Source organism: Vibrio sp. LaRot3 (assembly GCF_027587025.1).
Taxonomy (GTDB): domain Bacteria; phylum Pseudomonadota; class Gammaproteobacteria; order Enterobacterales; family Vibrionaceae; genus Vibrio.
In genome coordinates, this window is sequence record NZ_JAPPTI010000001.1 from 610,140 (window position 1) to 630,826 (window position 20,687).

20 protein-coding genes are annotated in these 20,687 nt (G+C 46.1%); 4 read left to right on the forward strand and 16 right to left on the reverse strand.

The genetic code is table 11. From position 1 onward, the window contains the following. Positions 1-72 precede the first annotated feature (72 nt). The 3 genes from OH461_RS02890 (at position 73) to OH461_RS02900 (ending at position 2,382) form a co-directional block, all read left to right on the forward strand. A complete protein-coding gene (locus tag OH461_RS02890) occupies positions 73-840 on the forward strand; it encodes an ABC transporter substrate-binding protein (RefSeq protein WP_270019127.1) in 768 nt (255 codons plus the stop codon). A gap of 120 nt (positions 841-960) precedes the next feature. Beyond that, positions 961-1,701 (forward strand): ABC transporter permease, encoded by a 741-nt coding sequence (locus tag OH461_RS02895; RefSeq protein WP_270019128.1) that lies wholly within the window; start codon positions 961-963, stop codon positions 1,699-1,701. Between the two features lie 3 nt (positions 1,702-1,704). After that, positions 1,705-2,382, forward strand: a complete 678-nt coding sequence (locus tag OH461_RS02900) for an ABC transporter permease (protein WP_270019849.1) — start codon at positions 1,705-1,707, stop codon at positions 2,380-2,382. A 100-nt stretch (positions 2,383-2,482) separates the two neighbouring features. On the opposite strand, the gene OH461_RS02905 is transcribed toward OH461_RS02900, so the two are convergent. The 14 genes from OH461_RS02905 to OH461_RS02970 form a co-directional block, all read right to left on the reverse strand. Further along, a complete protein-coding gene (locus OH461_RS02905) occupies positions 2,483-4,039 on the reverse strand; it encodes a purple acid phosphatase family protein (RefSeq protein ID WP_270019129.1) in 1,557 nt (518 codons plus the stop codon). A 374-nt stretch (positions 4,040-4,413) separates the two neighbouring features. Next, on the reverse strand, positions 4,414-5,187 hold the full coding sequence (locus OH461_RS02910; protein WP_270019130.1) for a LytR/AlgR family response regulator transcription factor: 774 nt from the start codon (positions 5,185-5,187) through the stop codon (positions 4,414-4,416). Further along, positions 5,184-6,227, reverse strand: coding sequence for a sensor histidine kinase (locus tag OH461_RS02915; RefSeq protein ID WP_270019131.1), 1,044 nt, complete (start codon positions 6,225-6,227; stop codon positions 5,184-5,186). Before OH461_RS02915 ends, OH461_RS02910 begins: the two co-directional genes overlap by 4 nt. Continuing rightward, a complete protein-coding gene (locus tag OH461_RS02920) occupies positions 6,227-7,531 on the reverse strand; it encodes a hypothetical protein (protein WP_270019132.1) in 1,305 nt (434 codons plus the stop codon). Before OH461_RS02920 ends, OH461_RS02915 begins: the two co-directional genes overlap by 1 nt. Before the next feature lie 2 nt (positions 7,532-7,533). Beyond that, entirely contained in the window at positions 7,534-8,316 is a 783-nt protein-coding gene (locus OH461_RS02925; protein ID WP_443088433.1) for an outer membrane lipoprotein-sorting protein, read from the reverse strand. Further along, a complete protein-coding gene (locus OH461_RS02930; protein WP_270019133.1) occupies positions 8,309-9,571 on the reverse strand; it encodes an ABC transporter permease in 1,263 nt (420 codons plus the stop codon). The genes OH461_RS02925 and OH461_RS02930 overlap by 8 nt, the downstream gene beginning before the upstream one ends. After that, positions 9,559-10,257 carry an ABC transporter ATP-binding protein gene (locus OH461_RS02935; RefSeq protein WP_270019134.1) on the reverse strand — a complete coding sequence of 233 codons (699 nt, stop codon included), beginning with the start codon at positions 10,255-10,257 and terminating at the stop codon, positions 9,559-9,561. Before OH461_RS02935 ends, OH461_RS02930 begins: the two co-directional genes overlap by 13 nt. Positions 10,258-10,267: 10 nt before the next feature. Next, entirely contained in the window at positions 10,268-10,918 is a 651-nt protein-coding gene (locus OH461_RS02940) for a hypothetical protein (protein WP_270019135.1), read from the reverse strand. Positions 10,919-11,159: 241 nt separating this feature from the next. Beyond that, positions 11,160-11,846 carry a DNA-3-methyladenine glycosylase I gene (locus tag OH461_RS02945; RefSeq protein WP_270019851.1) on the reverse strand — a complete coding sequence of 229 codons (687 nt, stop codon included), beginning with the start codon at positions 11,844-11,846 and terminating at the stop codon, positions 11,160-11,162. Between the two features lie 69 nt (positions 11,847-11,915). Then, positions 11,916-12,515, reverse strand: coding sequence for a thiol:disulfide interchange protein DsbA/DsbL (locus OH461_RS02950; RefSeq protein ID WP_270019136.1), 600 nt, complete (start codon positions 12,513-12,515; stop codon positions 11,916-11,918). A gap of 43 nt (positions 12,516-12,558) precedes the next feature. Further along, entirely contained in the window at positions 12,559-12,912 is a 354-nt protein-coding gene (locus OH461_RS02955) for a hypothetical protein (protein WP_270019137.1), read from the reverse strand. 72 nt (positions 12,913-12,984) lie between these two features. Beyond that, the gene (locus tag OH461_RS02960) at positions 12,985-15,810 is read right to left on the reverse strand and encodes an Hsp70 family protein (RefSeq protein WP_270019138.1); all 2,826 of its coding nucleotides are present in this window, start codon (positions 15,808-15,810) and stop codon (positions 12,985-12,987) included. Between the two features lie 74 nt (positions 15,811-15,884). Beyond that, complete coding sequence (locus OH461_RS02965) at positions 15,885-17,786, reverse strand: Hsp70 family protein (protein WP_270019139.1); 1,902 nt, start codon at positions 17,784-17,786, stop codon at positions 15,885-15,887. Positions 17,787-17,828: 42 nt separating this feature from the next. Then, positions 17,829-18,461 (reverse strand): DUF2760 domain-containing protein, encoded by a 633-nt coding sequence (locus tag OH461_RS02970; protein ID WP_270019140.1) that lies wholly within the window; start codon positions 18,459-18,461, stop codon positions 17,829-17,831. A gap of 329 nt (positions 18,462-18,790) precedes the next feature. Between OH461_RS02970 and OH461_RS02975 the strand changes: the two genes are divergently transcribed. After that, positions 18,791-19,321: a 3'-5' exonuclease gene (locus tag OH461_RS02975; protein WP_270019141.1), complete on the forward strand. Its 531-nt coding sequence runs from the start codon at positions 18,791-18,793 to the stop codon at positions 19,319-19,321. Between the two features lie 85 nt (positions 19,322-19,406). Here OH461_RS02975 and OH461_RS02980 read toward each other — a convergent pair whose 3' ends face one another. Both OH461_RS02980 and OH461_RS02985 read right to left on the reverse strand, forming a co-directional pair. After that, complete coding sequence (locus OH461_RS02980; protein ID WP_270019142.1) at positions 19,407-20,000, reverse strand: DUF2726 domain-containing protein; 594 nt, start codon at positions 19,998-20,000, stop codon at positions 19,407-19,409. A 194-nt stretch (positions 20,001-20,194) separates the two neighbouring features. Beyond that, positions 20,195-20,644 carry a tellurite resistance TerB family protein gene (locus OH461_RS02985; RefSeq protein ID WP_270019143.1) on the reverse strand — a complete coding sequence of 150 codons (450 nt, stop codon included), beginning with the start codon at positions 20,642-20,644 and terminating at the stop codon, positions 20,195-20,197. Positions 20,645-20,687 lie beyond the last annotated feature (43 nt).

Genomic DNA, 20,687 nt, shown 5'->3' on the forward strand with positions numbered 1-20,687 from the left:
CGCTTTCTGAATGAGAAAGCGGAAGTGGCACAAACACAACATCTATAAGTAAGAAATCACAGGAGTATGGATATGAAAAAGTGGTTAGTAGTAGCAGCGCTTGCGGTTACAGCGGTAACGGGTATGGCTCAAGCGAAGGAATGGAAAACGGTTCGCTTTGGTATTGAAGGTGCATACCCTCCATTTAGCTGGACAGAAGCCGATGGCTCGCTAAAAGGCTTCGATGTCGACATGGCCAATGCGCTGTGTAAAGAGATGGAAGTGAAATGTAAGATAGTTCCTCAAGATTGGGACGGTATTATTCCTTCACTGCTTGCTCGTAAGTACGATGCAATCATTGCAGCGATGTCTATTACTGAAGAGCGTAAAAAGAAAATTGACTTCACTGGTAAATACGCACTGATCCCAAACAAATTTATCGCTAAGAAGGGTGCTGGTTTAGATTTTGAAAACCTAGATGGCGTGAAGATTGGTGTTCAACGTGCAACTACACACGATAAGTACCTAACCGATAACTACGACAAAGTTGAAATCGTTCGTTACGGCTCTTTCGATGAAGCATACCTTGACCTTGCAAGTGGTCGTATTGCCGCGGTATTAGGTGATGCGTCAGCACTTGAAGAAGGCGTACTTAACAAAGATGGTGGTGAAGGTTACGAGTTTGTTGGCCCATCGCTAACTGATCCTCAATGGTTTGGTGAAGGCTTTGGTATTGCGGTACGTAAGCAAGATAAAGACCTAACAGCGAAGCTTGATGCGGCAATCCTATCTCTGCGTGAGAAAGGCGTGTACCAAGAGATCGCGGCTAAGTACTTTAACTACGACGTTTACGGCGAATAAGCCAACAACGTATAGATTGCCGATTTGTTCCTAGAAGTCATCGGCAATCACTTTCTATAGTCGATAGGGCAAGAGCCCTTGCTCTATCGGCCATTGAGTTTAGGGATTAGGAACTCACCTATGCTGGATCTTCAAGGATACGAAGCCTCAATATTTAAAGGGGCTCTGGTAACAATCGAAGTTGCCATTCTATCGCTTTTGCTTGCAATGATGTTGGGCATGCTTGGTGCTTTAGCCAAACTCGCGCCTTATCGCTGGGCTCGCGCTATAGCGACTCTCTACACGACTATTATTCGTGGCATTCCAGACTTGGTTCTGATGATGTTGATTTTCTTCGGTGGACAAGTCTTACTGAATAACGGTCTTTACTATATCAACGAATACATTAACGAGTGGTTCACCGCTAGCGACCCTAGCCATGAGTGGACGGCTTATTTACCTGATTACATTGAAGTGAGCCCATTTATCGCGGGCGTTCTGACGATAGGCTTTATCTTTGGCGCGTATATGGCTGAAACTTTTCGCGGCGCAATTATGGCGGTGGATAAAGGTGAACTGGAAGCCGCTAAGGCTTACGGAATGAGCTCGGTTCTTGCCTTTAGGCGCATTCTTTTCCCACAGATGGTTCGCCATGCATTGCCGGGTTTTGGTAACAACTGGCTTGTACTGCTTAAAACAACAGCATTAGTTTCTATTATCGGCCTAGAAGACATGGTTCGGGTAAGCTCTCTTGCGGCTGGTTCAACCAAGATGCCATTTACCTTTTACATGGCCGTGGCGATTATCTTCTTGTTTTTCACCAGCGTGTCGACAGGTTTACTGAAACTGGTCGAACGTAAGTTCTCAATTCATGCGAGGTAGATGATGGATTTCAGCATAATTATCGAAAATCTGCCTCTCTATTTTGAAGGCCTTTGGACTACAGCATGGTTAGTGGGGCTAGCATTAGTTATCGGATTGTTTGTTTCGATTCCTTTGGCAATTGCGCGTAACAGTTCGAACTATTTGTTGATGCTTCCTAGTTGGGCGTTTATTTACTTCTTTCGCGGTACGCCGTTGCTAGTGCAACTCTACTTAATCTACTACGGCATGGATCAATTCTTTCCAGTCGTGGGAACGTTATGGGAGCATGCTTGGTTTTGTGCCCTTTCTGCTTTTGTTTTGAACACATCTGCGTATACAGCCGAAATTATTCGTGGTGCTATTAATGGCTTGCCAAAAGGGGAAGTGGAAGCGGCGAAAGCCTACGGTATGAGTAAAGCCAAAACCTATTACCGTATTATCTTACCAAGTGCATTACGCCGCGCTTTACCTGCTTACAGTAACGAGGTGATTTTCATGTTACACGGCAGTGCCGTAGCAGGTATTGTGACGATTCTTGACTTAACAGGTGTGGCACGATTGGTTAACTCACGCGCTTATGCACCATTTGAGTCATTCATCGCTGCGGGTATGTTCTATATGGCGCTTACCTTCATCATTTTGTGGGTCTTCAAATCGGCCGAGAAGCGCTTCTTAGCGTATCTAAGACCATTGAGTTAAGCCCTTTACAAGTACAAAGGTCTAGATGTAAAAATCCCTCAACTCAGTTGAGGGATTTTGTTATCAATGCGAGTAAAATCTTGTATTCGCAAGCAGCAAGCTATTTAGCGGTAAGGGTTACGACGTCATCATACACGCGGCGTTCCCAGCCAGTAACTTCACCTTGTTTATCCATCAACGGGAACACATAAACGGGTGAAATTTCAGTTGTCCAAGTCCCTTGCTTGTCTTGGAATACATTCACTTCCAAGTGACCATAGTGTTTACCGCCACTGACAAGCTGTTTTCCTTCCCATACTTCTGGCGCATCTAGGTGAGCAAGGAACTGTTGATATGGGTTATCCATGTCAACTTTGTATTTGCCATCTTTACCGAAGTACGGTCCGCGTAGACCATCACCACCTGTACCAGCATCGTAGAAGTGCACACCGTCGACTAAAGAGTGCTCGTACATTTCATCATGACCAGCAAAGACCGCATCAACACCATACTTTTCAAATAGTGGAGTCAGCACTCGTACTGGCACGCCTGATTGATTATCTTGGCCTTTTTCAAACCCTTCAGTGCCAGTCGGGAAGCCATGCGGGCCGACAGAGTAAGGGACATGGTGGAACTGCACAAAGGTAAATTGACTGTTCTTCTGTGCGTCCGCTAGCTGTTTCTCTAACCACTTGTATTGCTCTGAGCCGGGGTTGAAGTCAGGTGCATTTTCACCCGGTAAACGCCAGTTAGTGTCCTTGTCAGTTTTGTCGGCTTTGCCGTCTGACGTATCAATTGTGATGTAAGTAATTGGGCCGTAATCTACGCGGTAATAGCGGTCTTTGTAGGCTTTCACATCGCTGCCGTTGTCTGGCAAGTCAAAGTAAGTTTTGTAGCGAGCGATAGCTTGTAGGGCAAGCTCAGTATTGTACTCTGCCATACCGCCATCAGGTCCAGGGTAGTTTTCGTGGTTACCGATTGCTGGTAGTAAAGGTACATAAGAGGCGATGTTATTGTAATCACCTGCATTGTGACGCCAGAATTCATCCCAGTCGCGTTGTTCATTGCCTGATTCGACCAAATCACCGGCAATGGCAATGAAGTTTGGCTGACGCTCTGACATCACGCGGATGTTTTGTTGATAGCCGATGGTTTGATCGACGAGGTATTGGCGATTGAAATCACCGTAAGGTTCAGACCAACGGCGTGTTTTCCCTGTGGATTCTGGTTCAGTTTCTGAATCTGAGTAAACCATGAAGCGTACACTGCTGTCTTTATTAGGCACAGTTGTAAAGTACGCATCGTATGTTTCACCGTCTTGTTTGACAGTGTATTGATACTTGGTCCCCGGTTTTAAGCCATCAACTTTTACAGTATGAATATAAGGTGTTTGTGCGTCGGCTTTGTTCTCAAAGTATTTTTCGACTTCGGTTGGGAAGTACTCTAGTCCTTCTGCTAACAGAGGTTTCGAGGTCATTGCTTTCTTGAAATCTTGACCCGAAATTTGGATTTCACCCGCTTTGTTGTCCATCGTGACCCACATAATTGTCATGCTGGTGGTCGTTGGGTTTTGTAGGTAAGGGCTCACCTTAAAAGCATCTTGTTCTGCTGCTGTTACAGAAAAACTCGTTCCAGTGATCCCTGCAAGGATTAGAGTGCTAAGTAATGTCTTTTTCATGAGTGGTCCTCAAATGCTACTCCTAGCATTGGCTATCTTTTGTTTTAATGGATAAATCTTATGATTCAGTCGCAAGCATAAAATTTACTATTTATTTCGATGCTTATTATGGCAGGCGCTAGATTTCAGTTTTATAGCAGTATCACAAGTTTCAATTTGCCAAAAATAGCCTAAAAACCTTACGTTTTGGCAGAAGTGAAAGGGTTGGGGTTTCGAAGTGGCGGTTTACTAAGCTTGAAGCTTGCGATGTTAAGAGGCATAAAGCGAAAGGATGATGGCGATAGTACGCTGTACGAGTGCTACGCTGTTGAGATTGCGTTAGGTCACAAATTCGCATTAGGCAGCGCAGAACACTGCCGTTTTGCGTTGATGTGTTACATCCCTTTAAATAGATTTTGAGAGGCACGACTTACTGGAAGTTTGTGCCTCTTTAACGCAACGAACATGCGTCCGGCAAAGTCTTTACTGACTTTATCAATAGCACTGACTCGTACGACGGTTGAACGATGTATTTTCCAAAATTGCTCTGGGTCGAGTTGGGTTAGTAACTCTTTTAAAGGAGTGCGAATAAGAAACTCTTGATCATCGTTGGTATAAATGGAGACATATTTTTCTTCCGCTTTAAAAAACAATACATCATCGGTGGCGATCAAATGAATATCTTCGCCTTTAGACGCTTTGAGCCAAGTCAGGAATGAGGTCTTTTCGGGTGTTGAAAGTTGGCTAATTTGGGCCATCAATGCGCTTAGATCTGGCGATTCTGGTTGGGTTGCTTGCGCAAGACGTAGCTTAATTTTCTCGCAACATTCTAATAAGCGATTTTCATTGATCGGTTTAAGTAGATAATCAGCGGCATTTTGTTCAAACGCTTGAATGGCATACTCGTCGTAGGCGGTGATAAAAATGATTAGGGGTTGATGAGCGCAACTTTTTAGTTGTTTGGCAACGCCCATACCATCAAGTTCGGGCATGCGTATATCTAGAAACACCACATCGGGCTTAAACTTGGCAATATGATCCAATGTTTGTTGGCCATCTTCACAGGCAGAGACGATTTCTAGCTCAGGCCAAACTTCAGCAAGGCTGCGGTCTAGATGATGACGAAGCAATGGCTCATCATCAGCAATAATGGCGGTGTATGCACTCATAACGCGCTTTTTTCCTCTGTTATCGGTAACTCGATAGTGACTTTGAATCCACCTTGCTCTGGTTGTTGGATGGACATTTGGGCATGGTTATCATAAAGGGCGTGTACGCGCTGTTTTATGTTGCTTAAACCAACGCCAGAACCTTTTGTCTGAGCGCTTGCATCTAAGCCAATACCATCATCTTGCACGGTGATAATAAGGCGTTGAGAGGTGGTTTTTTCTATAGAGATTGTAATGGTTCCACCTCGCTTTTGTGGTTCGATCCCATGCTTGATGGCGTTTTCAACGAGGGGTTGAATGAGCATCGGTGGAATGGTTATCTCTTGTAGCTCAGGTGCGATATTTATCGCGAAGGTTAATCTATGGTCTAGGCGAACTTTTTGAATCGCCAAGTAAGCTTCAATTAAACGGATTTCATGGCCAACCGTAGTATGAGATTGACGAGAGACGGCCAAAGTGGTTCTGAGCAGCTCGGTAAGCTGTTCTAACATCGTTCGGGCTTTGGTAACGTCTTGCTCCATTAAGGCACTGATGTTGGCCAGAGTATTAAAAAGAAAATGGGGTTCAATTTGGCTCTGCATCTGGCGCAGTTGGCTAAGGATGAGCGCCTTTTCCTGTTCGGCCTGTTTTTGTTTTGCTTGAGCTAAAGCTCGATCAGATTGCGCTTTTAGCTCTCGATTATGAAAATAGTAGTAACAAATACCGGTAAAGATAATGCCAAGTAATATCGTAGGTAACAGCCCTTTTACCCCAATTTCAAACGAGTTCTCTAACCAAAACCATGCGTTGATAGAACCTAGCCCTACGGCAGAGATTAGCGAGAGCAAAATGGTGGTCTGTTCGTTTAACCGAGGTAAAACGACAGAGAGTAGATAAGAAGAGAGCAGGGCAGAATAGCCAAATCCTAGGCTAGTCAATACGTGTATATAAAATGGCCCGCCCCAAGTGACCAACGTCGTTACGGCGATGATTAAACAAAATATGGTGGTTAACACAAAAATGCGTTTACCCCCAGTAAGCTTCCAGCAGAAGTTGACCATTAGAATTTCCCTTTAATAGTTAGTGTTAGTGTACGTCTATCGTTGATCTGGGCATAAGAAGATTTGTTATCTCCACTCAAAAATCGTGCGCTAAATTCCAGTTCTACTGATGCGTCACCGTTATCAAGCCATTGATAGTTAAGCCATTGGGTTGCGATAATGCCGCCATCTTGTGGGGCATACATTAAATCAAGAGTTGGCGTGAAATCGGTTAGCCAATGCCATGAATCGGTGGTTTGCCATTGTGCCCATGCTTGTGTGTCCCAGCTCCAATGGAGCAATAAGGTATGTTGAACAAGGTTACTGTGGTTTAAGCCTTGAGCGTATGAGCTAGCCAAGCTTTTCGTATGAGGCAAGGAAGCAAGTTTGTCTGCTTGACTGATGGCTTCATCCCATTGTGATGATGTCCATGCTCGTTGGTCGTACCAATATTCGCCAATCAAGCTGTGGCCCTGCATATTGGTATAGGTGAACCCTATTAAACCTTGCCAAGCGCTTTGGTGTTCTGTTAACGCGGTGGATTGATAGGGCTGCGAAGGAAGTTGATATTGAAGGTATCGGTTTTGCCAACTGCTTTCTGCGTGCAGCTCCCATGCTTCACCCAATACAGTTACCCAACTTGCGCCAATCAACCCCTCGCGAACATCATCGTAGTAGGCTAACCACTGATATTCGCTGTTTCCCGAGAGTACATAGCGACGAAATCCCACCCCATGTTGTTGGTTGGCTTCAGTAAACGCATTTTCTTCACGATCAGACCAATGAGAATTGGTATAGATGGCCGTCCATTCTCCTTGCTGATCAAAGTAGGAGAGCGCGCCGACCAGAGCCCCTTCTTCGACACTTAATCCAATTGGGTTCTGTGCGTATGGCTTAAAAAAATCGAGCGGTCGGTAGCCATAGCCGACGCCCCAATCCACTCGCACTTTACCAAGGGTGACATCTAGAATGTTATCACCAACAGTAAGTTCGCCCTGCCAAGCCAGTTCTCTGATAATTAAGTCGGTGTGCTCCTGTTCGAACCAGCCATCTGAGTATTCGTGGTTGGTATTCAGATAGTGCGCTGAACTGTAGAGCTGTTGACCATAGATGGCGAACAAGCCATTCCAGTTACCTAGGCTCAATTGAGCATCCAATAGGGCGTCAAACTTCACCGAGGAGGTTTTATCAGGAGAGATAAACGCAGACTCTTGGTGCTCTGTGTGTTGAACTGAGGTCGCCCAGTCCCAATCTATTTCAATCGGTGCGGCAGCGTGAACTTCGCTACAGGCGAAAATAAGAGTAACCAGAGGCAAGGCTTTCATGATCAGAGCTCCGAAGTATTGTTGCGAGCGAGAAAGCTCGGGTTGTAATACTTATCTTCTAAAAGCCAAGGCTTAATCGATTGGTATTCAATCTCGGTCTTTTTATTGGGTTGAATAGCATCAAGTAAGGTCATGGCGGTGACCGCTAATCTATTGTCGCGAACACCTCGGGTAAACTGTGCCTGCTTCGCTAACTTGCCAGAACGCAAATAGAGGTCGGCTTGAATAGGAAAACCATTCTCTTTTTCTAGCCAGAGAACAATACGTTGGTAGCTTGCGCCTTTGGTCGTGGCAATGAGCTCCAAACGGTGAGTGGCATAGCTGACATCTGAGTAGTCGCTTAGGATTTCTTCCGCTTGCCAACTACCTTGATAATCTTGGCTCCATGTTAAGGTGCTGATATCGCCAACGGAGGCATCACCGAGCAATTTCTGCATAGGTGTAATACGAATGGGTCTGCGACTTTTGGGCATTTGTAGCCAGAAGTTATCCTGTAGCATCAGCATTTTTTGTCCCGCTTCTACCGCAGATTTGAACACCACCAAAGATTCACGCTCAGGGCGAGAATAGACGTTGTACTGGCGTGTTTTATCCAATTTATTGTCTTTGTAGAGGCGAACAATAGAGATGATTTGTGCGGACTCTTGATCCGTGCGGTAGCTATCCGCTTGCTCTATCAGTGAGTCTACTTGCTGTTGTGTCAATAGTGCGCTATTTGCTGACATGGAAAGGCAAAGCGCGAAGAAAGCAATGGCGGTTTTAATTAGGCTTGATGGTTTACACATAGGTTAATGCCTCTGTAATAGGTTTTTTCACGCCGTTACGCGCGGAGATATACGCCGCAGTTAGGCAAATGGTCAGAACGCCAAATGATGCGAATAGTGCCAGTGGCAGCGAGAAATAAATGGTGAGAGGGTAGCCCTCGGTCATTCCCGGCGGTGGGGGCATTTGCACGTCAAAAATCATCAGCAGCGCAGTTAAACCGAGCGAAGCAAATGTTCCAAGCAAGCTACCAAGCAGCGCCAACAAGCTTGCTTCGCTTAAGAATCCATTAACGATTTCTCGCGGGTAGCTGCCCAGCGCGGATAGGGTGCCAATTTCGCGGGTTCGCTCTGTGACCGACATTGTCATGGTGTTGAACAGTGCCACAAATACCACCATGGCCATGACGCAGCCCATAATGCCGAAGATACGGTCATAAAGATTTTTTACGTTTTGGTAGTAAAACGCGCGCTCATGCCACGGTGTGATTTGAAGCTTCTGGCTATCATCAATCAGCTTAGAGATGTGTTCAGCAATGGTTTGTGTTTGTTCTAGTTCGAACAGAAACACCGAGATAGTGCTGACTTTATCGCTGTTCAATAATGATTGAGCACTATTGATGTGAATATAGAGCTGACGTTTATCAAGCTCTGGGACTCCAGTGGAGTAGATACCGTGGACTTGGAAATCATAAGCATTAAGCGCACCATCGACAGTAGTGGCGAGTAACGTTACCCAGTCACCGATTGATACGTTTAAGTTTCTTGCGAGATCCTTACCTAGCATCACTTCAGGCGCATTGGCATCGTAACGTGGCGACCGGACGTTGGATAGCGTTTGGCCTTGCTTCACATCGAGAAATGGCCCTTTCATATCAAATTCACGATCGTTAACACCATGCCCCACATAAATGGCCGACTTAGTGCCATTGGAGATCAGTCCGGTAAACTCGATTCCCGGCTGTACCCCACGAACTTGGTCGAATGCCATGATGCGGCGAATGAGCTCGGTTGGTTCATTTAGACCATTGGCTAACGGCGTTTCTTCTTCTTTTTGAAAGTAGCCGGGTGTGGAGATAATTAAATGACCAATATCGCGTGCTGTTGATTCTTTAAGGCTGTCATAGGTGTATAAACCAAAGCCACCGGTGCTGGTTAATGCGAAGACCGCGATGGTGATTATCAAAATCGACAGTGAGCTTCGGCGTTGGTTACGGCGTAGGTTTAGCCAAGCCAAACGCATGGAGTCAGGGATTAAGAGTGCAGCTAGCTTGCCCATGAGATCACTCCTAAATTTGAGTTGTGTGCATGCAGTTCGCCATCTAATAATTCGATGGTGCGGTTGCAACGAGAGGCCATGCGAGAGTCATGAGTTGCAATCACAAACGTGGTATTCATCTCGTGTCCTAAGTCACGCATGATGTCGACGACCAGATTTGCGGTTTTACTGTCTAAACTGGCGGTGGGTTCATCCGCAATAACTACGCTAGGGCGATGTACCATTGCTCGCGCGATGGCGACGCGTTGCTGTTGACCGCCGGATAGATTGTCTGGTCGGTGGTGGATGTAGTCTTGTAGGCCAACCATATCGAGCATGCGTGTGGCTTTAGCGATTTGCTGTTTTTTGTCGAGTCCGTTTAGCATCAACGGGTACGCAACGTTTTCAAGTGCGCTCATTACGGGCACAAGGTTGAAACGCTGGAAAATAAAGCCCATTTGCGAGCGACGAATTCGCGCGGCTTGTTTAGGTGCTCGAGGAATTGCTTGGCCATTTAGCGTGACATCGCCTTGGTATTGCATATCCAAAAGGCCAAGAATATTGAGTAGGGTGCTTTTCCCCGATCCTGATGGCCCACATAACGCGACCATCTCTCCGCTTTGTATTTCGCCAGAAACCGACTTAAGCGCAGGCACTGATTGGCTGCCTAGCTGGTAATGACGTTGGATGTTGTTGAACGTAATCATGAGGCTCTCCTTAGCTTTGATTGCTCATTAGCTGCTGCATCGCCTGTGTTTGCTTATCTTTAACGTCGAGCTTTTCCATCGTGGTTAACCATTGCTTGGCTTGAGGTAAGTCTTCTGCTCTTAGAGCAGCTTCAATGGCATAGCGATAAATCCAACTGGTTGCGGCAAAAGGTTGCTGTTCAAACTGAGGTTGAGCAAGCAGAGTGAGGAACATGTCATAACCGCGCTCAAAGTGGTTGAACATATCGGGTAATGAAGTGTAAGTGGTCGCGGCCAGCGCCTGAGCAAGATAGGCTTCAGGAATGCCTTGTATGCGTTGTTGTTGGTCGATGGATTCAGGCAAAGTATCAATTAACCCAATACCTTTCGCGATTGTTGCAAGCCCTTGCTCAGTAAACTTCATTTTATTCCAAGGCAGAAAAGCATCGCGGCCTTGCATGGTTTGAGTGCTACCTAAGTAGACTAAGGTCAATGGCTTCGCGCCTTGCTGGTCTATCAACTGGTTTAATTGGCCGTAAACGGTATCGACCATGGCTTCGTCGCCTTCTGCTGCAAGGTTATAGTTGCTTAATATCTCTGGTGTTGGGTTTGCAAGTAGCGGAGTGCTTACAAGGCTTGCGCTGATTAACGCTGCCGATAGAAGAGTTTTAACTGTGTTCATCGCTCGAATCCTTAAGACAATGTATTGGGTAAGTGATGCCAGAATAAGGAAGTGATGAGTAGGGGGCTGACCAATGAGACAAATGGTCAAATTCAGCGATAAGCGGTTAAACCAAAGGATGAGCTGCGCGGGGAGGATTTATCGATTACAAACAACCGAGCAACAGAAGCGCGAGTTGCTCGCATTGGTTGATATGTCGTTAAGTAGGAATAACGCCAAAGTGTGCTTTGGCGTTATTGAATTATACTCGGTTATCGCCACTACTAAATGCGATAACTTGGCTGATATGGGTCAGGCTTCGTCCACTTTCTTGCTGCCAATGAGCAAAGGCTTGGTTACAAGCTTGCAGTGATTTTTTGGTATCCCTGCCACCTTCTATGATCTTATAGCTGCGCAGATACGCTTCTACATCTGATGATAAGATGAAGGTGTCTACCCCCATTTGGCGCAGAGCATAGGGGCCAGTATTTCCGCCTAAGCGTTTACCGTGTTTTTTCATATATAGCCACAAGTCGGTAATGTTTTCTTTTGGCCAATTGGCGACCATTTTGCCAAACGAGCCATGCTCAATACTGGCTTCATGAATCATTCTCGCGTTGTCAGCGATCGACATTACTTTGGTCAGATGGCGAATGATGCGCTTATCAGTGGCTTTATGTTCCCACTGTTCGTCAGACAACATAAGTAATGGCTCAACCTTGAAGCCGAAAAACAGTTCTTCAAAGTTTGGCCATTTATTACGAACGACTTTCCAAGAGATACCCGACTGGAACACTTTCATTGAAAATGCTGACAACCAGCGATCATTGGGGATCGATTGAATGTCGCTTGAACTCAAAGAGGGGGATAGCAGCATTTCAAGTTGATCTTCGCCACCTTTGCGTTCTGCGGCTCTTTGATAGATATCTGCAAACTTTTCTAAATGCATCATGGCTGCCTTTGTATTGAAAAAACGGTGCTGAAAATTAAGCCAGAGCTAAGCTCTGGCTTTTACTGATTACAGCGTAAGTAAGTAGTTTACTAGCTGGTTGTATTCATCAAAGCTTTGGATTTTGTCAGCGACTACGATGTACTTGTCATTGACAACAACGGCAGGAACACCGCGTAGGGTACTTTTCTTGAATTTTTGGTCATACTTTTTCATTTTCATTTCAACCGCTTTGCTGTTGTAAGCAAGATCATAAGCTGTACTGCTTACTCCATTGTCGATGAATACCTGACGTAGTTCTTGTTCAGTTCTTGGTGGCTGACGTTTGATATGAATTTGCTCGAACATAGCAGGGACCATACGCTCTTCTACCTGTAGCTCTGCGATGGTCGCATAGGCTTTCACCATCGGTTTCGCCATTTCTCCGCCCATAAATCCAACGTGCACTTTTTCAAAGGTGACTTCTGGGTCAAGCGTTGGTTTCAAGTTCTTAACGATAGATTCAAAACGAAAACAGTGCGGGCAATAGAACGAGAAATACTCCGTCACGGTTGGTGATTTTGATTTTGGACCTTTGATCGTCGTGTAGTAAGTGCCTTCTTCGAATTGAGTTGCACTTGCGCCAAATGAAATCAGTAATGCAGCGAATGCGGTGATCAGTTTTTTCATGGTAATTCCTAATTATATGATTGATAAGTGATGACAAATGAAATTAGGAAAATCGTTTTGGGGGGCGCATTAATGTTTGTGGGCGAGAAATCGTTTTTCCGATCGGCTCTCGGCCAATCAGTGCAAGTGTGGATGGGGCAAGCTGCCAACAGAACGATACGGTTTCACTCGGCAACTTAGTAATGCAGACAGATGAGCATCCTTGATGATTCACTTCTCGTTTGTGCTCTGGTGAATCAGGGCACTCTGTGCCATCGCTAAGGTGCTCAGCGTGTGGTTGGGGCATTATAGGGGAAGCAACCGTTGGGCTTGCTTGCACAGTCGAAATCGCACTCAACCACAGTAGGCTGAATGCGCAAATCTGAGCAATCAATAAATGGCGTTGTTCCTTAAGCATTTATGCTTCCTTGACCCTATCTAGTGCAAAGTATTACAAATATGAAGCTGTCCTAATAGACAGCCTCAATTGCTATTGGTTCACCAATGTTAAACCACTTGGCAGTGCATCACCAAACACACGTTTCGATTCTGATTCAGAAAGCGCTTTGACTTCACTAACCAGTGCTAGCCATGTATCTGGAACTTTGCTTTGCTTGAGCTTTTCAATCACTTGTTCACGGAAGTGATCAGAAATGTCGAACAGACGATCGCCCGTTTTACGACATATCATCACTGCGGCAAAGGCGATCATTGGCTCTTTTTGCCAGTTTTGCTCGAGAAGCTTTGGCAGCCATTGTTCGGCTTGCTCACGCGAGACGACATTGTGTTGACTACCGTAAAGTGGAGTACGAGAGGCTAAGCGACCAACCGCCCACCAGTGAGCTTGTTGGAACTGGTTATGGTTCATCGCTTTGCTCAAGAACCATGAGCTAAGAAGAACTTTGTCTTCAACATCTAAGTGTTCTAGTGAAGCGGCAAGGCGAACCATAGATTCATAACCTTGCTCTTGCGCCGCTTTCATCGACTGAGGGTTCTTCATCGCACCCGGATGCAGATATTTGGCGATATCCGCTAAGATGGTTTCTTGTTGCTCTTGATTTAAGCCGCCCGCAACGCGGCGCCAGAATACCCACCAATCGGTCCAGCCTTGGTGGTTTTTAAACTGGATACCTTGTTGGTAAAGTGACCAAATTTGTTCCATACGCCAACTATCGGTGGCATCACCAAACCCCGGACGCATCGCAAAACCCGCAAGGCGGAGCCAGTTTTTTTCATGCGCTTCAGAGCGGCGACGACGTTTACGTCCGGTAGCAAAGCTATCGAAAAGTTGGCGTAGAGTGGTGAAGTCCCATTCGTCGCGTTTTCCTAGCTTTCGCTCCAGTTCTTTAGCGAGTGTTTTGATCTCTTTTCCATCACCGCTTTTTTTGTTGCCACTGTAAATACGCGCGATTAGCTCTTTACAGTGAATAAGGTTCGGGTGTTGCTCATGCTTTGATTCGTCTTCCGCTTTTTGATTGCGAACTTCAAACTCTAATTCCCAACGCTGGTTATCGTCTTCAACGCTAACGCATTCCATTTTCAGCGTGCCGACTTCAGTGAGTTGGCAAGCGAGTTGAACTTCGACACGCTCTTTCTGGTTGGCTTTCAGCTCAGCACCTTGGCTTTCCAACGTTGAAATATAGGGTGGCAGCGGCGCAAATAGGTCTGGGTCGATATCTGCCATGACCCCATTTTGAATCGCAAGGTTATTGGTGAGCGAATCGTGCGTTGAGGTCAGGAGGTTAAATCGCACAGGTTCACCTAATGTGAGTGAGAAACGGCGACCACTTAGGCGGATTTCTTGGCCTTCTTCTGTTCCTTTAGCGAGTAAACATAGCGCTTTGCCGAGTTTGTTTTTCTCGGGCAAATGTAAGAAGTAAGAGCGCGCTGCACCACCACCAATTTTAAGCTGCGCCCCACGGCGAGCTTTACCAAAAGCAACGGCGCCAAGTGCCACTGACCAGTCAGGGTGCGGGTTATCAAGTACGGTGACTGGAGCGCCTCGCCAATTGCAGAGAAGGCTTGTGACGCGCTCAGTCACTAATTCACTGTTAAACACACCACCGTTAAGTAGCAAACCAACAGGAACCGCAGCGCCTTGCGAGGCTTCTGTTCCTAGTGCCGCATGGCTTACTTGTTGATGCTGGGTTAAGAACTCGGCAACGTGTTTACTGACCGCAGGGTCGGCCACATAAGGCAAACCGAACTCTACGACAGCGCTGCGGCGCTTATCAGGTAGTTGATCGAATGAGCTTAACGGGAAAAAGCCATCAAGGGCGATTTGATGCACTTCTTGTTTGCTTAAATCGATACTCTTGGTACCGCCCAGTAATTTCGAACCGCTGCCCAGCATCGTGATTTTTACTTGCTCTGGCGCATTGGCTGACAGCAAGTTCTCTTTGGCTCTGCGGGTTTGTTGGATAAGCTTGGTTAAGCTAGCAGCGTTAAGTTTCTTACTTTGATTGAAGCGTTGCTCTGCAAGATGGGCTAATGCAAGGTCAAGGTTATCACCACCTAACATTAAGTGTTCACCTACGCCGATACGATCTAGAGATAGTTCTTTCTCGCTGTGATCATCTGGCTGAGTAAATGTCGCTTCAATTAAACTCAAGTCGGTGGTACCGCCACCGACGTCTGCCACCAAAATGAGGGGGAGCTGTTGCAACTCTTCTGCGGCAGTTTGCTGGTGGCGCGCGTACCAGTCGTAGCAGACGGCTTGCGGTTCTTCGAGCAAGACGATTTTATGTAATCCCGCCAGCTCTGCTGCTTCAAGAGTCAGCTTTCGTGCTGTCTCATCAAATGATGCCGGCACAGTAACGACAACTTCTTGATCCTCAAGTTTGTTACTTGGGTTGCGGTAGTTCCACGCTTGGCGAATGTGGTTTAGGTAACTGGCACTGGCGATGACGGGAGACACTTTCTCAACGTCGCTAGCGCCTGCCCATGGCAATATTTCAGAATGGCGATCAACCGCTTGGTGTGAGAGCCAGCTTTTGGCACTGGAAACTTGTCGGCCTTCGACTTTCGCGCCAAGCTCTCTCGCCCATTCGCCAATGATGACTTGGTCAATATCGCCGCTTACGGGGCTTGGTTGCCACGGAAGCGTAAGATCTGAGGAGGCAATTTGCCCTTTCGCTGGATGGTAGCGAAAAGAGGGCAGTAATGGCTTACGAACGACTTCGCCCGGACCAATCAGCTGGTCTATGTCGAATAGGTTTACTTGGGAGTGTTGCAGATCGTCGGTAATTTCACAGAATGCGACGACAGTGTTTGTCGTACCTAAATCAATACCAACGAGAAAACGAGGAGATGCCATACAAACCTCTGCTTTGGTCAAACAGACCAATACCTAAAAGAAAGGCACCCATAGTTTGGGTGCCATTGGCTTAATTATGCTTGTTCAATGTTGCTTTTAGAATCTTCACGGACATCAAACTCAACGTGCCATTTTTGGCCGTTGTCTGCCGCGATGGCTTCTAAGTAAAGGGTACCGAGCTCAGTTACTCGTGAAGCGAGCGTGACAGGAACCACTTCACCTTGTTTACGACCTTCAGAAACCGGCAGCGTTACTTGAATCTCTGGTAGTTCTTCAAGCTCTTCTGGCGCCCAGTGGTAAAGGTGAGTACCAGCCTCATCTTCACGACGAACCGTTGAACCGAAGAATTGGAAGTGAACAGGTTCGCCGATGATCAAACCAAATTCTTGGCTTGGCACATCCACACTCGAACCTTCTTCCATGCCGAATGGTGCAACACACAGTGCTTCAAGTGGTGGTGCCATCCCCGGAATCGCTGGCATCGCACTTTCGATACCCACATAGTAGCTAGACGCAATACCGCCACGAATACGAACGCCTTGGCCACGACGTACAGAGCCGTAATAAGACGCACCGCTTGCAACCGCAAGATCCAAGTCAACACCCGTTAGACGTTTTGGTAACTCTGCATCTGCTTCAATTAGCCATTCACCGATGGTCTCTTCAAGACGGTTTGCTAGAAGTCCAGATTTCAGCACACCACCGTTAAATAGAATTGCGGTTGGTTTGATGAAGTCAGCGCTTGGAGCTGGTTCAGAACCTGGCATGCCCGGCATATTTGCAAATGGATTGAAGTCTTGCGCAGGCGCAGATTCTTCACCAGAAAGGGCATTCGCTTGCTTAGTTAGGAAAGCAGCGATGTGGCGTGTAATGCCAGCATCTTGCGCATAAGGTAAGCCCATTTGTGTTAGTGCGCCACGCGCTTTTTGTACGGGATGCTCGCTTACTGCAACTTTAGGGAAGAAACCATCAACCAAAGTTTGCTGAACTTCTTGTTGAGTCAGCTCTGTTTTTAGCGTTGCGCCTAATAGTTTTGAACCACGGCTTGGCACTACGATTGGCACAGATTGCAGTTCGCTATCGTTAAGCAGCGCTTCTTTTGCATCACGACAAGCGTGTGTCATTGCTTGAACTTGCCACGGTTGAAGATCTTTACCTTCTTGAGCAAGTTTCGTTTTTAGTCGGTAGGCGAGAGCCAAATCCATGTTGTCACCGCCAAGTAGGATGTGCTCACCTACAGCGATGCGGTTAAGAGTTAGGTTACCGTCATCTTCAGTCACTTCGACTAAAGAAAGGTCGGTTGTACCACCACCGATATCGACCACTAATACGATGTCACCAACGCTGACTTCATCACGCCATTTATCGTTGCTGTTGTCGATCCAGTTGTACAGTGCCGCTTGAGGTTCTTCTAGCAAGGTTAAGTGTGCTAGACCGACGTTTCGAGCTGCTTCTGCGGTAAGATCGCGTGCGGCTGGGTCAAATGACGCAGGAACGGTAATCGTTACGTCTTGCTCGGTTAGGTCATGCTCTGGATGAGTATGATTCCAAGCTTGTTTAAGATGTTCTAGGTAAAGCTCAGTCGCTCGAAGTGGTGAAACTTTCTCAACTTCTTCTGGGCTACCTGCTGGCAAAAATGCATCACGACGGTTTACGCCGCCGTGGCAAAGCCAAGATTTCGCACTTGCGATCAAACGAATAGGTGTTTTAGAACCAAGGTTACGCGCAATGGCACCAACCAGTGCGGTTGGCTCGCTAGACCAAGGCAATACGCGCGATGATGGGTTCATCTCATGTTCGTGAGGTTGATATAGGAACGAGCCAAGTTGGCTGCGAGTTTCTACTGTGCCCGGCGCAGTTAACTGTGCGATTGGCATTACTTCAACCTGTGCGTTTTCATCTGTCGTGTCTAGGTAAGACAGAACGCAGTGTGTGGTACCTAAGTCGATACCAACACTAAATTTTGCTTGTTGCATGGTGTTCTCTTTGGTGCTTAATTTTGCTGCTGGAGTGCTGTATTACAGCTCTACTTCAGCAGGAGCAATAACAGACGCATCGTAATTCTCTGCCAGTTTAGGCAAGGTCATTTCGGTTGCTTTCCAACCTTTGTGCACAAGCGTGCCATTAAATGGTGCTTGGCCTGTTACGTTGCCTGTTAGGCGAATTTCTTGTGGGTTAAAGCCTTCTGCTACTGTGATGCGAGTTTCTTCATCTTCAGTGCGAATATGGCTTAGTGTCACGTAATCATTCAGTACTTTTTGGCCGCCAGTGTGGATAACGCGTGCTGCCGCGCCCACTTCTTCATCTGAGAATGAAGTGAGATCTTCTTTAAGGAAGTCGATTAAACGCGCTTCTTGCTGCATGATTGACAGCAGTTGCATTGCTGAATCGGTAGATGCAGTTGCCAGTTTTGATTCTACTTCAACCACTTTCTCGATGACTTTTTCGACTTCGACCACTTTCTCAACTTCGACGATCTTCTCGACAGGCTTTTCGACCTCAACGATTTTCTCAACGGGCTTTTCAACCACTTTTTCGATCACTTTAGATTTGCGTGAAACAGCAACTAGAAGCAGCAAAACACTAGAAGCGGTTAAGCCTGCGTGTAGCATATCGAACGTTTGAGGAATCAGTTGTAAATCGACAATCATAGCGAATCTCTTAAATTAGGTTAGATATCAAGGGGTGTCCCTTGCTCATTGCTCTATAAATAAGGGCGAATGTTAACATATTCAAGGCTTCGCGCCCGTATAAAAGCAGCGTAAACCAGTATAGACGGTGTTACTTGGTTTGTTTTTAGCCGTTTATTGTTGGTGTTTTTTGTTCACCTGAGGCTGCGAGGCGATAATTCGCTGATTTCCTCGTCAGTTGAGCGGTGGGCAAGCGCAATGCTTAGGGCTACCCTTGAGATTGGAGCGCGAAATACGTTAAAATTTTGCGCTTCGATTTATTCTAAATCCCAAAAGACGACAGGCAAGCAATGAACCATAACCGTATCGTATGTTTTGATCTTGAAATGTGTTGCTGGAACCAAGATGGTGTTGGCACGACTGGCGAGATCATTGAAATCGGCCTAGCCGAGATTGATTTGGTCCAAGGTGAGATTGTTAAACGCGCTCAATATTACGCGAAGCCTGAAAAAGATGAAGTGTCTTTGTTTTGTAGCCAATTAACGGGAATTACGCCACGTAAAATTGAGAAGCAAGGCCGCCCGCTAGAGCAAGTAATGAAGTCGATGGTTAAAAATTTCGGTGGCAGCAATAAGATCTACGCTGCATGGGGAAGAGACGACTTAATCCTTGCTCAAGAATGTGCCGAAAAAGGTATCGACATGCCTTTTAAAGAGTTTATTAACCTTGCCACTTTGTATCGTATTCAGAACCGTTTGAAAGATAAGCGCATTGGCCATAAAGCCGCGCAAGAAGAGAAGGGCATTGAGTGGGAAGGGCGTCAACACTCGGGTTATGTTGATGCCTATAATCTTGCAAAACTAGCATTGACCATGCTGTAGATTGATAACAGTCTATTGTCTTATTGCGTATGAAGAGCAGCCCAAAGGCTGCTCTTTTGGTATCAACGAGAAAATAAGTATTGCTCTAAGCTAAGTGTTCTTCCAATGAATTACAGCGAATCTCACTATGTTGCTCTAGCTTAAGTGCAATTTCAGACGGCTCATAGAATCGTTGGGTTTGAAATCGAATCAACGGATGATGACCATGCAGGGCATTGTTTACGTATTCATCTCTCTCTTGGCGCTTTTTCTTGTTATGGGAAGAGTCGTCTAGCTCGATCACTGCGAGAATTCTCGTCGCTTTGTCAGTAATGACGTAGTCCATCCGCTTCGCCCATGTGCGCGAGTTGTTTTTGAAATCAGTTGGTTTGACTAAGGCCATCAGCGAGACCTGACAGTGAATGACATATTCAGGTGGTAGCGCCTTTTGCAAAGCAAAGTACATTTTCTTTTCGTTTTCAGTGGCTAGATGGCTTTGCTTTGTATGTTCGACGTAATTGGACAGTGGTTTTGTTGATTCTAAATGGTTGCTAATAAGTTGTTTATTGCTTGTCGTTGGTTGCTTGGAACTCGAAATGACTTTGGCATTGTCACGCCATGATTGTTTTGGTGCTTTCTTGCTTTGTATCAATTTCCAAACAAGATATCCAAGAGCAATGAGAAATATCACTTTAAGCATGAGTTGAGTTACCCGTTCATTACGATATGAATGATTGATGCGTTGAACCTGTATGTGGCTCAATTTAGCGGAGTGCAAAAAGTATCATATCGTAATGGTTTTGAAACAAGCGATTACGACTCTGCTTGGAAGTTGTGACAACAACTAGGGCAAGTTAGCTTTGGTATTATTTAAACTGTAAATATTCGCTGTAATTACTTTGAATCAGTGACCGATAACTTGGCGCGAATAAACTCACTGTGGTCTACGTAGAGTAACTCAGCGGTTTTGCGAATGACTGCGTCTTCGAGTGGATCAATCTCACCATCGGCATGGGCGACTTCCCACATGGCTTTAATTAGCTCAAAGCGGGTCTCTTGGCTCATTTCTCTTAGCTGCGAAGTAAACTCATACAAAGAGGCGGATTGGTTAGCTTGGTTTTGAGCGCGAGCGAGTAAAGCTTTACTGCCCGATTCATCTAAGTCGAGTAGGCGAGCAACCAGTGCAATTTTAGCTTGAGTCTCTGCTTCATCTACTTGGTGATCCGCGCCGGCAACTTCACATAACAAGCACGCAATGGCGAGATTGGCATCGGCTTGGTGATTGTTGCTGAGATCTTCGCCTTCGAGTAGTTGCTTAAATAATTTAGTGATTGAATTTAGCATGCGCGTTGCTCATTTTTATTTATGTCTATTTCTATACATAGTG

What these genes read in the sequence shown, in the direction of transcription:
- OH461_RS02890 (WP_270019127.1), top strand. Translation starts at nt 73, where the DNA reads ATGAAAAAGTGGTTAGTAGTAGCAGCGCTTGCGGTTACAGCGGTAACG.
- OH461_RS02895 (WP_270019128.1), top strand. Translation starts at nt 961, where the DNA reads ATGCTGGATCTTCAAGGATACGAAGCCTCAATATTTAAAGGGGCTCTG.
- OH461_RS02900 (WP_270019849.1), top strand. Translation starts at nt 1,705, where the DNA reads ATGGATTTCAGCATAATTATCGAAAATCTGCCTCTCTATTTTGAAGGC.
- OH461_RS02905 (WP_270019129.1), bottom strand. Translation starts at nt 4,039, where the DNA reads ATGAAAAAGACATTACTTAGCACTCTAATCCTTGCAGGGATCACTGGA.
- OH461_RS02910 (WP_270019130.1), bottom strand. Translation starts at nt 5,187, where the DNA reads ATGAGTGCATACACCGCCATTATTGCTGATGATGAGCCATTGCTTCGT.
- OH461_RS02915 (WP_270019131.1), bottom strand. Translation starts at nt 6,227, where the DNA reads ATGGTCAACTTCTGCTGGAAGCTTACTGGGGGTAAACGCATTTTTGTG.
- OH461_RS02920 (WP_270019132.1), bottom strand. Translation starts at nt 7,531, where the DNA reads ATGAAAGCCTTGCCTCTGGTTACTCTTATTTTCGCCTGTAGCGAAGTT.
- OH461_RS02925 (WP_443088433.1), bottom strand. Translation starts at nt 8,316, where the DNA reads ATGTGTAAACCATCAAGCCTAATTAAAACCGCCATTGCTTTCTTCGCG.
- OH461_RS02930 (WP_270019133.1), bottom strand. Translation starts at nt 9,571, where the DNA reads ATGGGCAAGCTAGCTGCACTCTTAATCCCTGACTCCATGCGTTTGGCT.
- OH461_RS02935 (WP_270019134.1), bottom strand. Translation starts at nt 10,257, where the DNA reads ATGATTACGTTCAACAACATCCAACGTCATTACCAGCTAGGCAGCCAA.
- OH461_RS02940 (WP_270019135.1), bottom strand. Translation starts at nt 10,918, where the DNA reads ATGAACACAGTTAAAACTCTTCTATCGGCAGCGTTAATCAGCGCAAGC.
- OH461_RS02945 (WP_270019851.1), bottom strand. Translation starts at nt 11,846, where the DNA reads ATGCATTTAGAAAAGTTTGCAGATATCTATCAAAGAGCCGCAGAACGC.
- OH461_RS02950 (WP_270019136.1), bottom strand. Translation starts at nt 12,515, where the DNA reads ATGAAAAAACTGATCACCGCATTCGCTGCATTACTGATTTCATTTGGC.
- OH461_RS02955 (WP_270019137.1), bottom strand. Translation starts at nt 12,912, where the DNA reads ATGCTTAAGGAACAACGCCATTTATTGATTGCTCAGATTTGCGCATTC.
- OH461_RS02960 (WP_270019138.1), bottom strand. Translation starts at nt 15,810, where the DNA reads ATGGCATCTCCTCGTTTTCTCGTTGGTATTGATTTAGGTACGACAAAC.
- OH461_RS02965 (WP_270019139.1), bottom strand. Translation starts at nt 17,786, where the DNA reads ATGCAACAAGCAAAATTTAGTGTTGGTATCGACTTAGGTACCACACAC.
- OH461_RS02970 (WP_270019140.1), bottom strand. Translation starts at nt 18,461, where the DNA reads ATGATTGTCGATTTACAACTGATTCCTCAAACGTTCGATATGCTACAC.
- OH461_RS02975 (WP_270019141.1), top strand. Translation starts at nt 18,791, where the DNA reads ATGAACCATAACCGTATCGTATGTTTTGATCTTGAAATGTGTTGCTGG.
- OH461_RS02980 (WP_270019142.1), bottom strand. Translation starts at nt 20,000, where the DNA reads ATGCTTAAAGTGATATTTCTCATTGCTCTTGGATATCTTGTTTGGAAA.
- OH461_RS02985 (WP_270019143.1), bottom strand. Translation starts at nt 20,644, where the DNA reads ATGCTAAATTCAATCACTAAATTATTTAAGCAACTACTCGAAGGCGAA.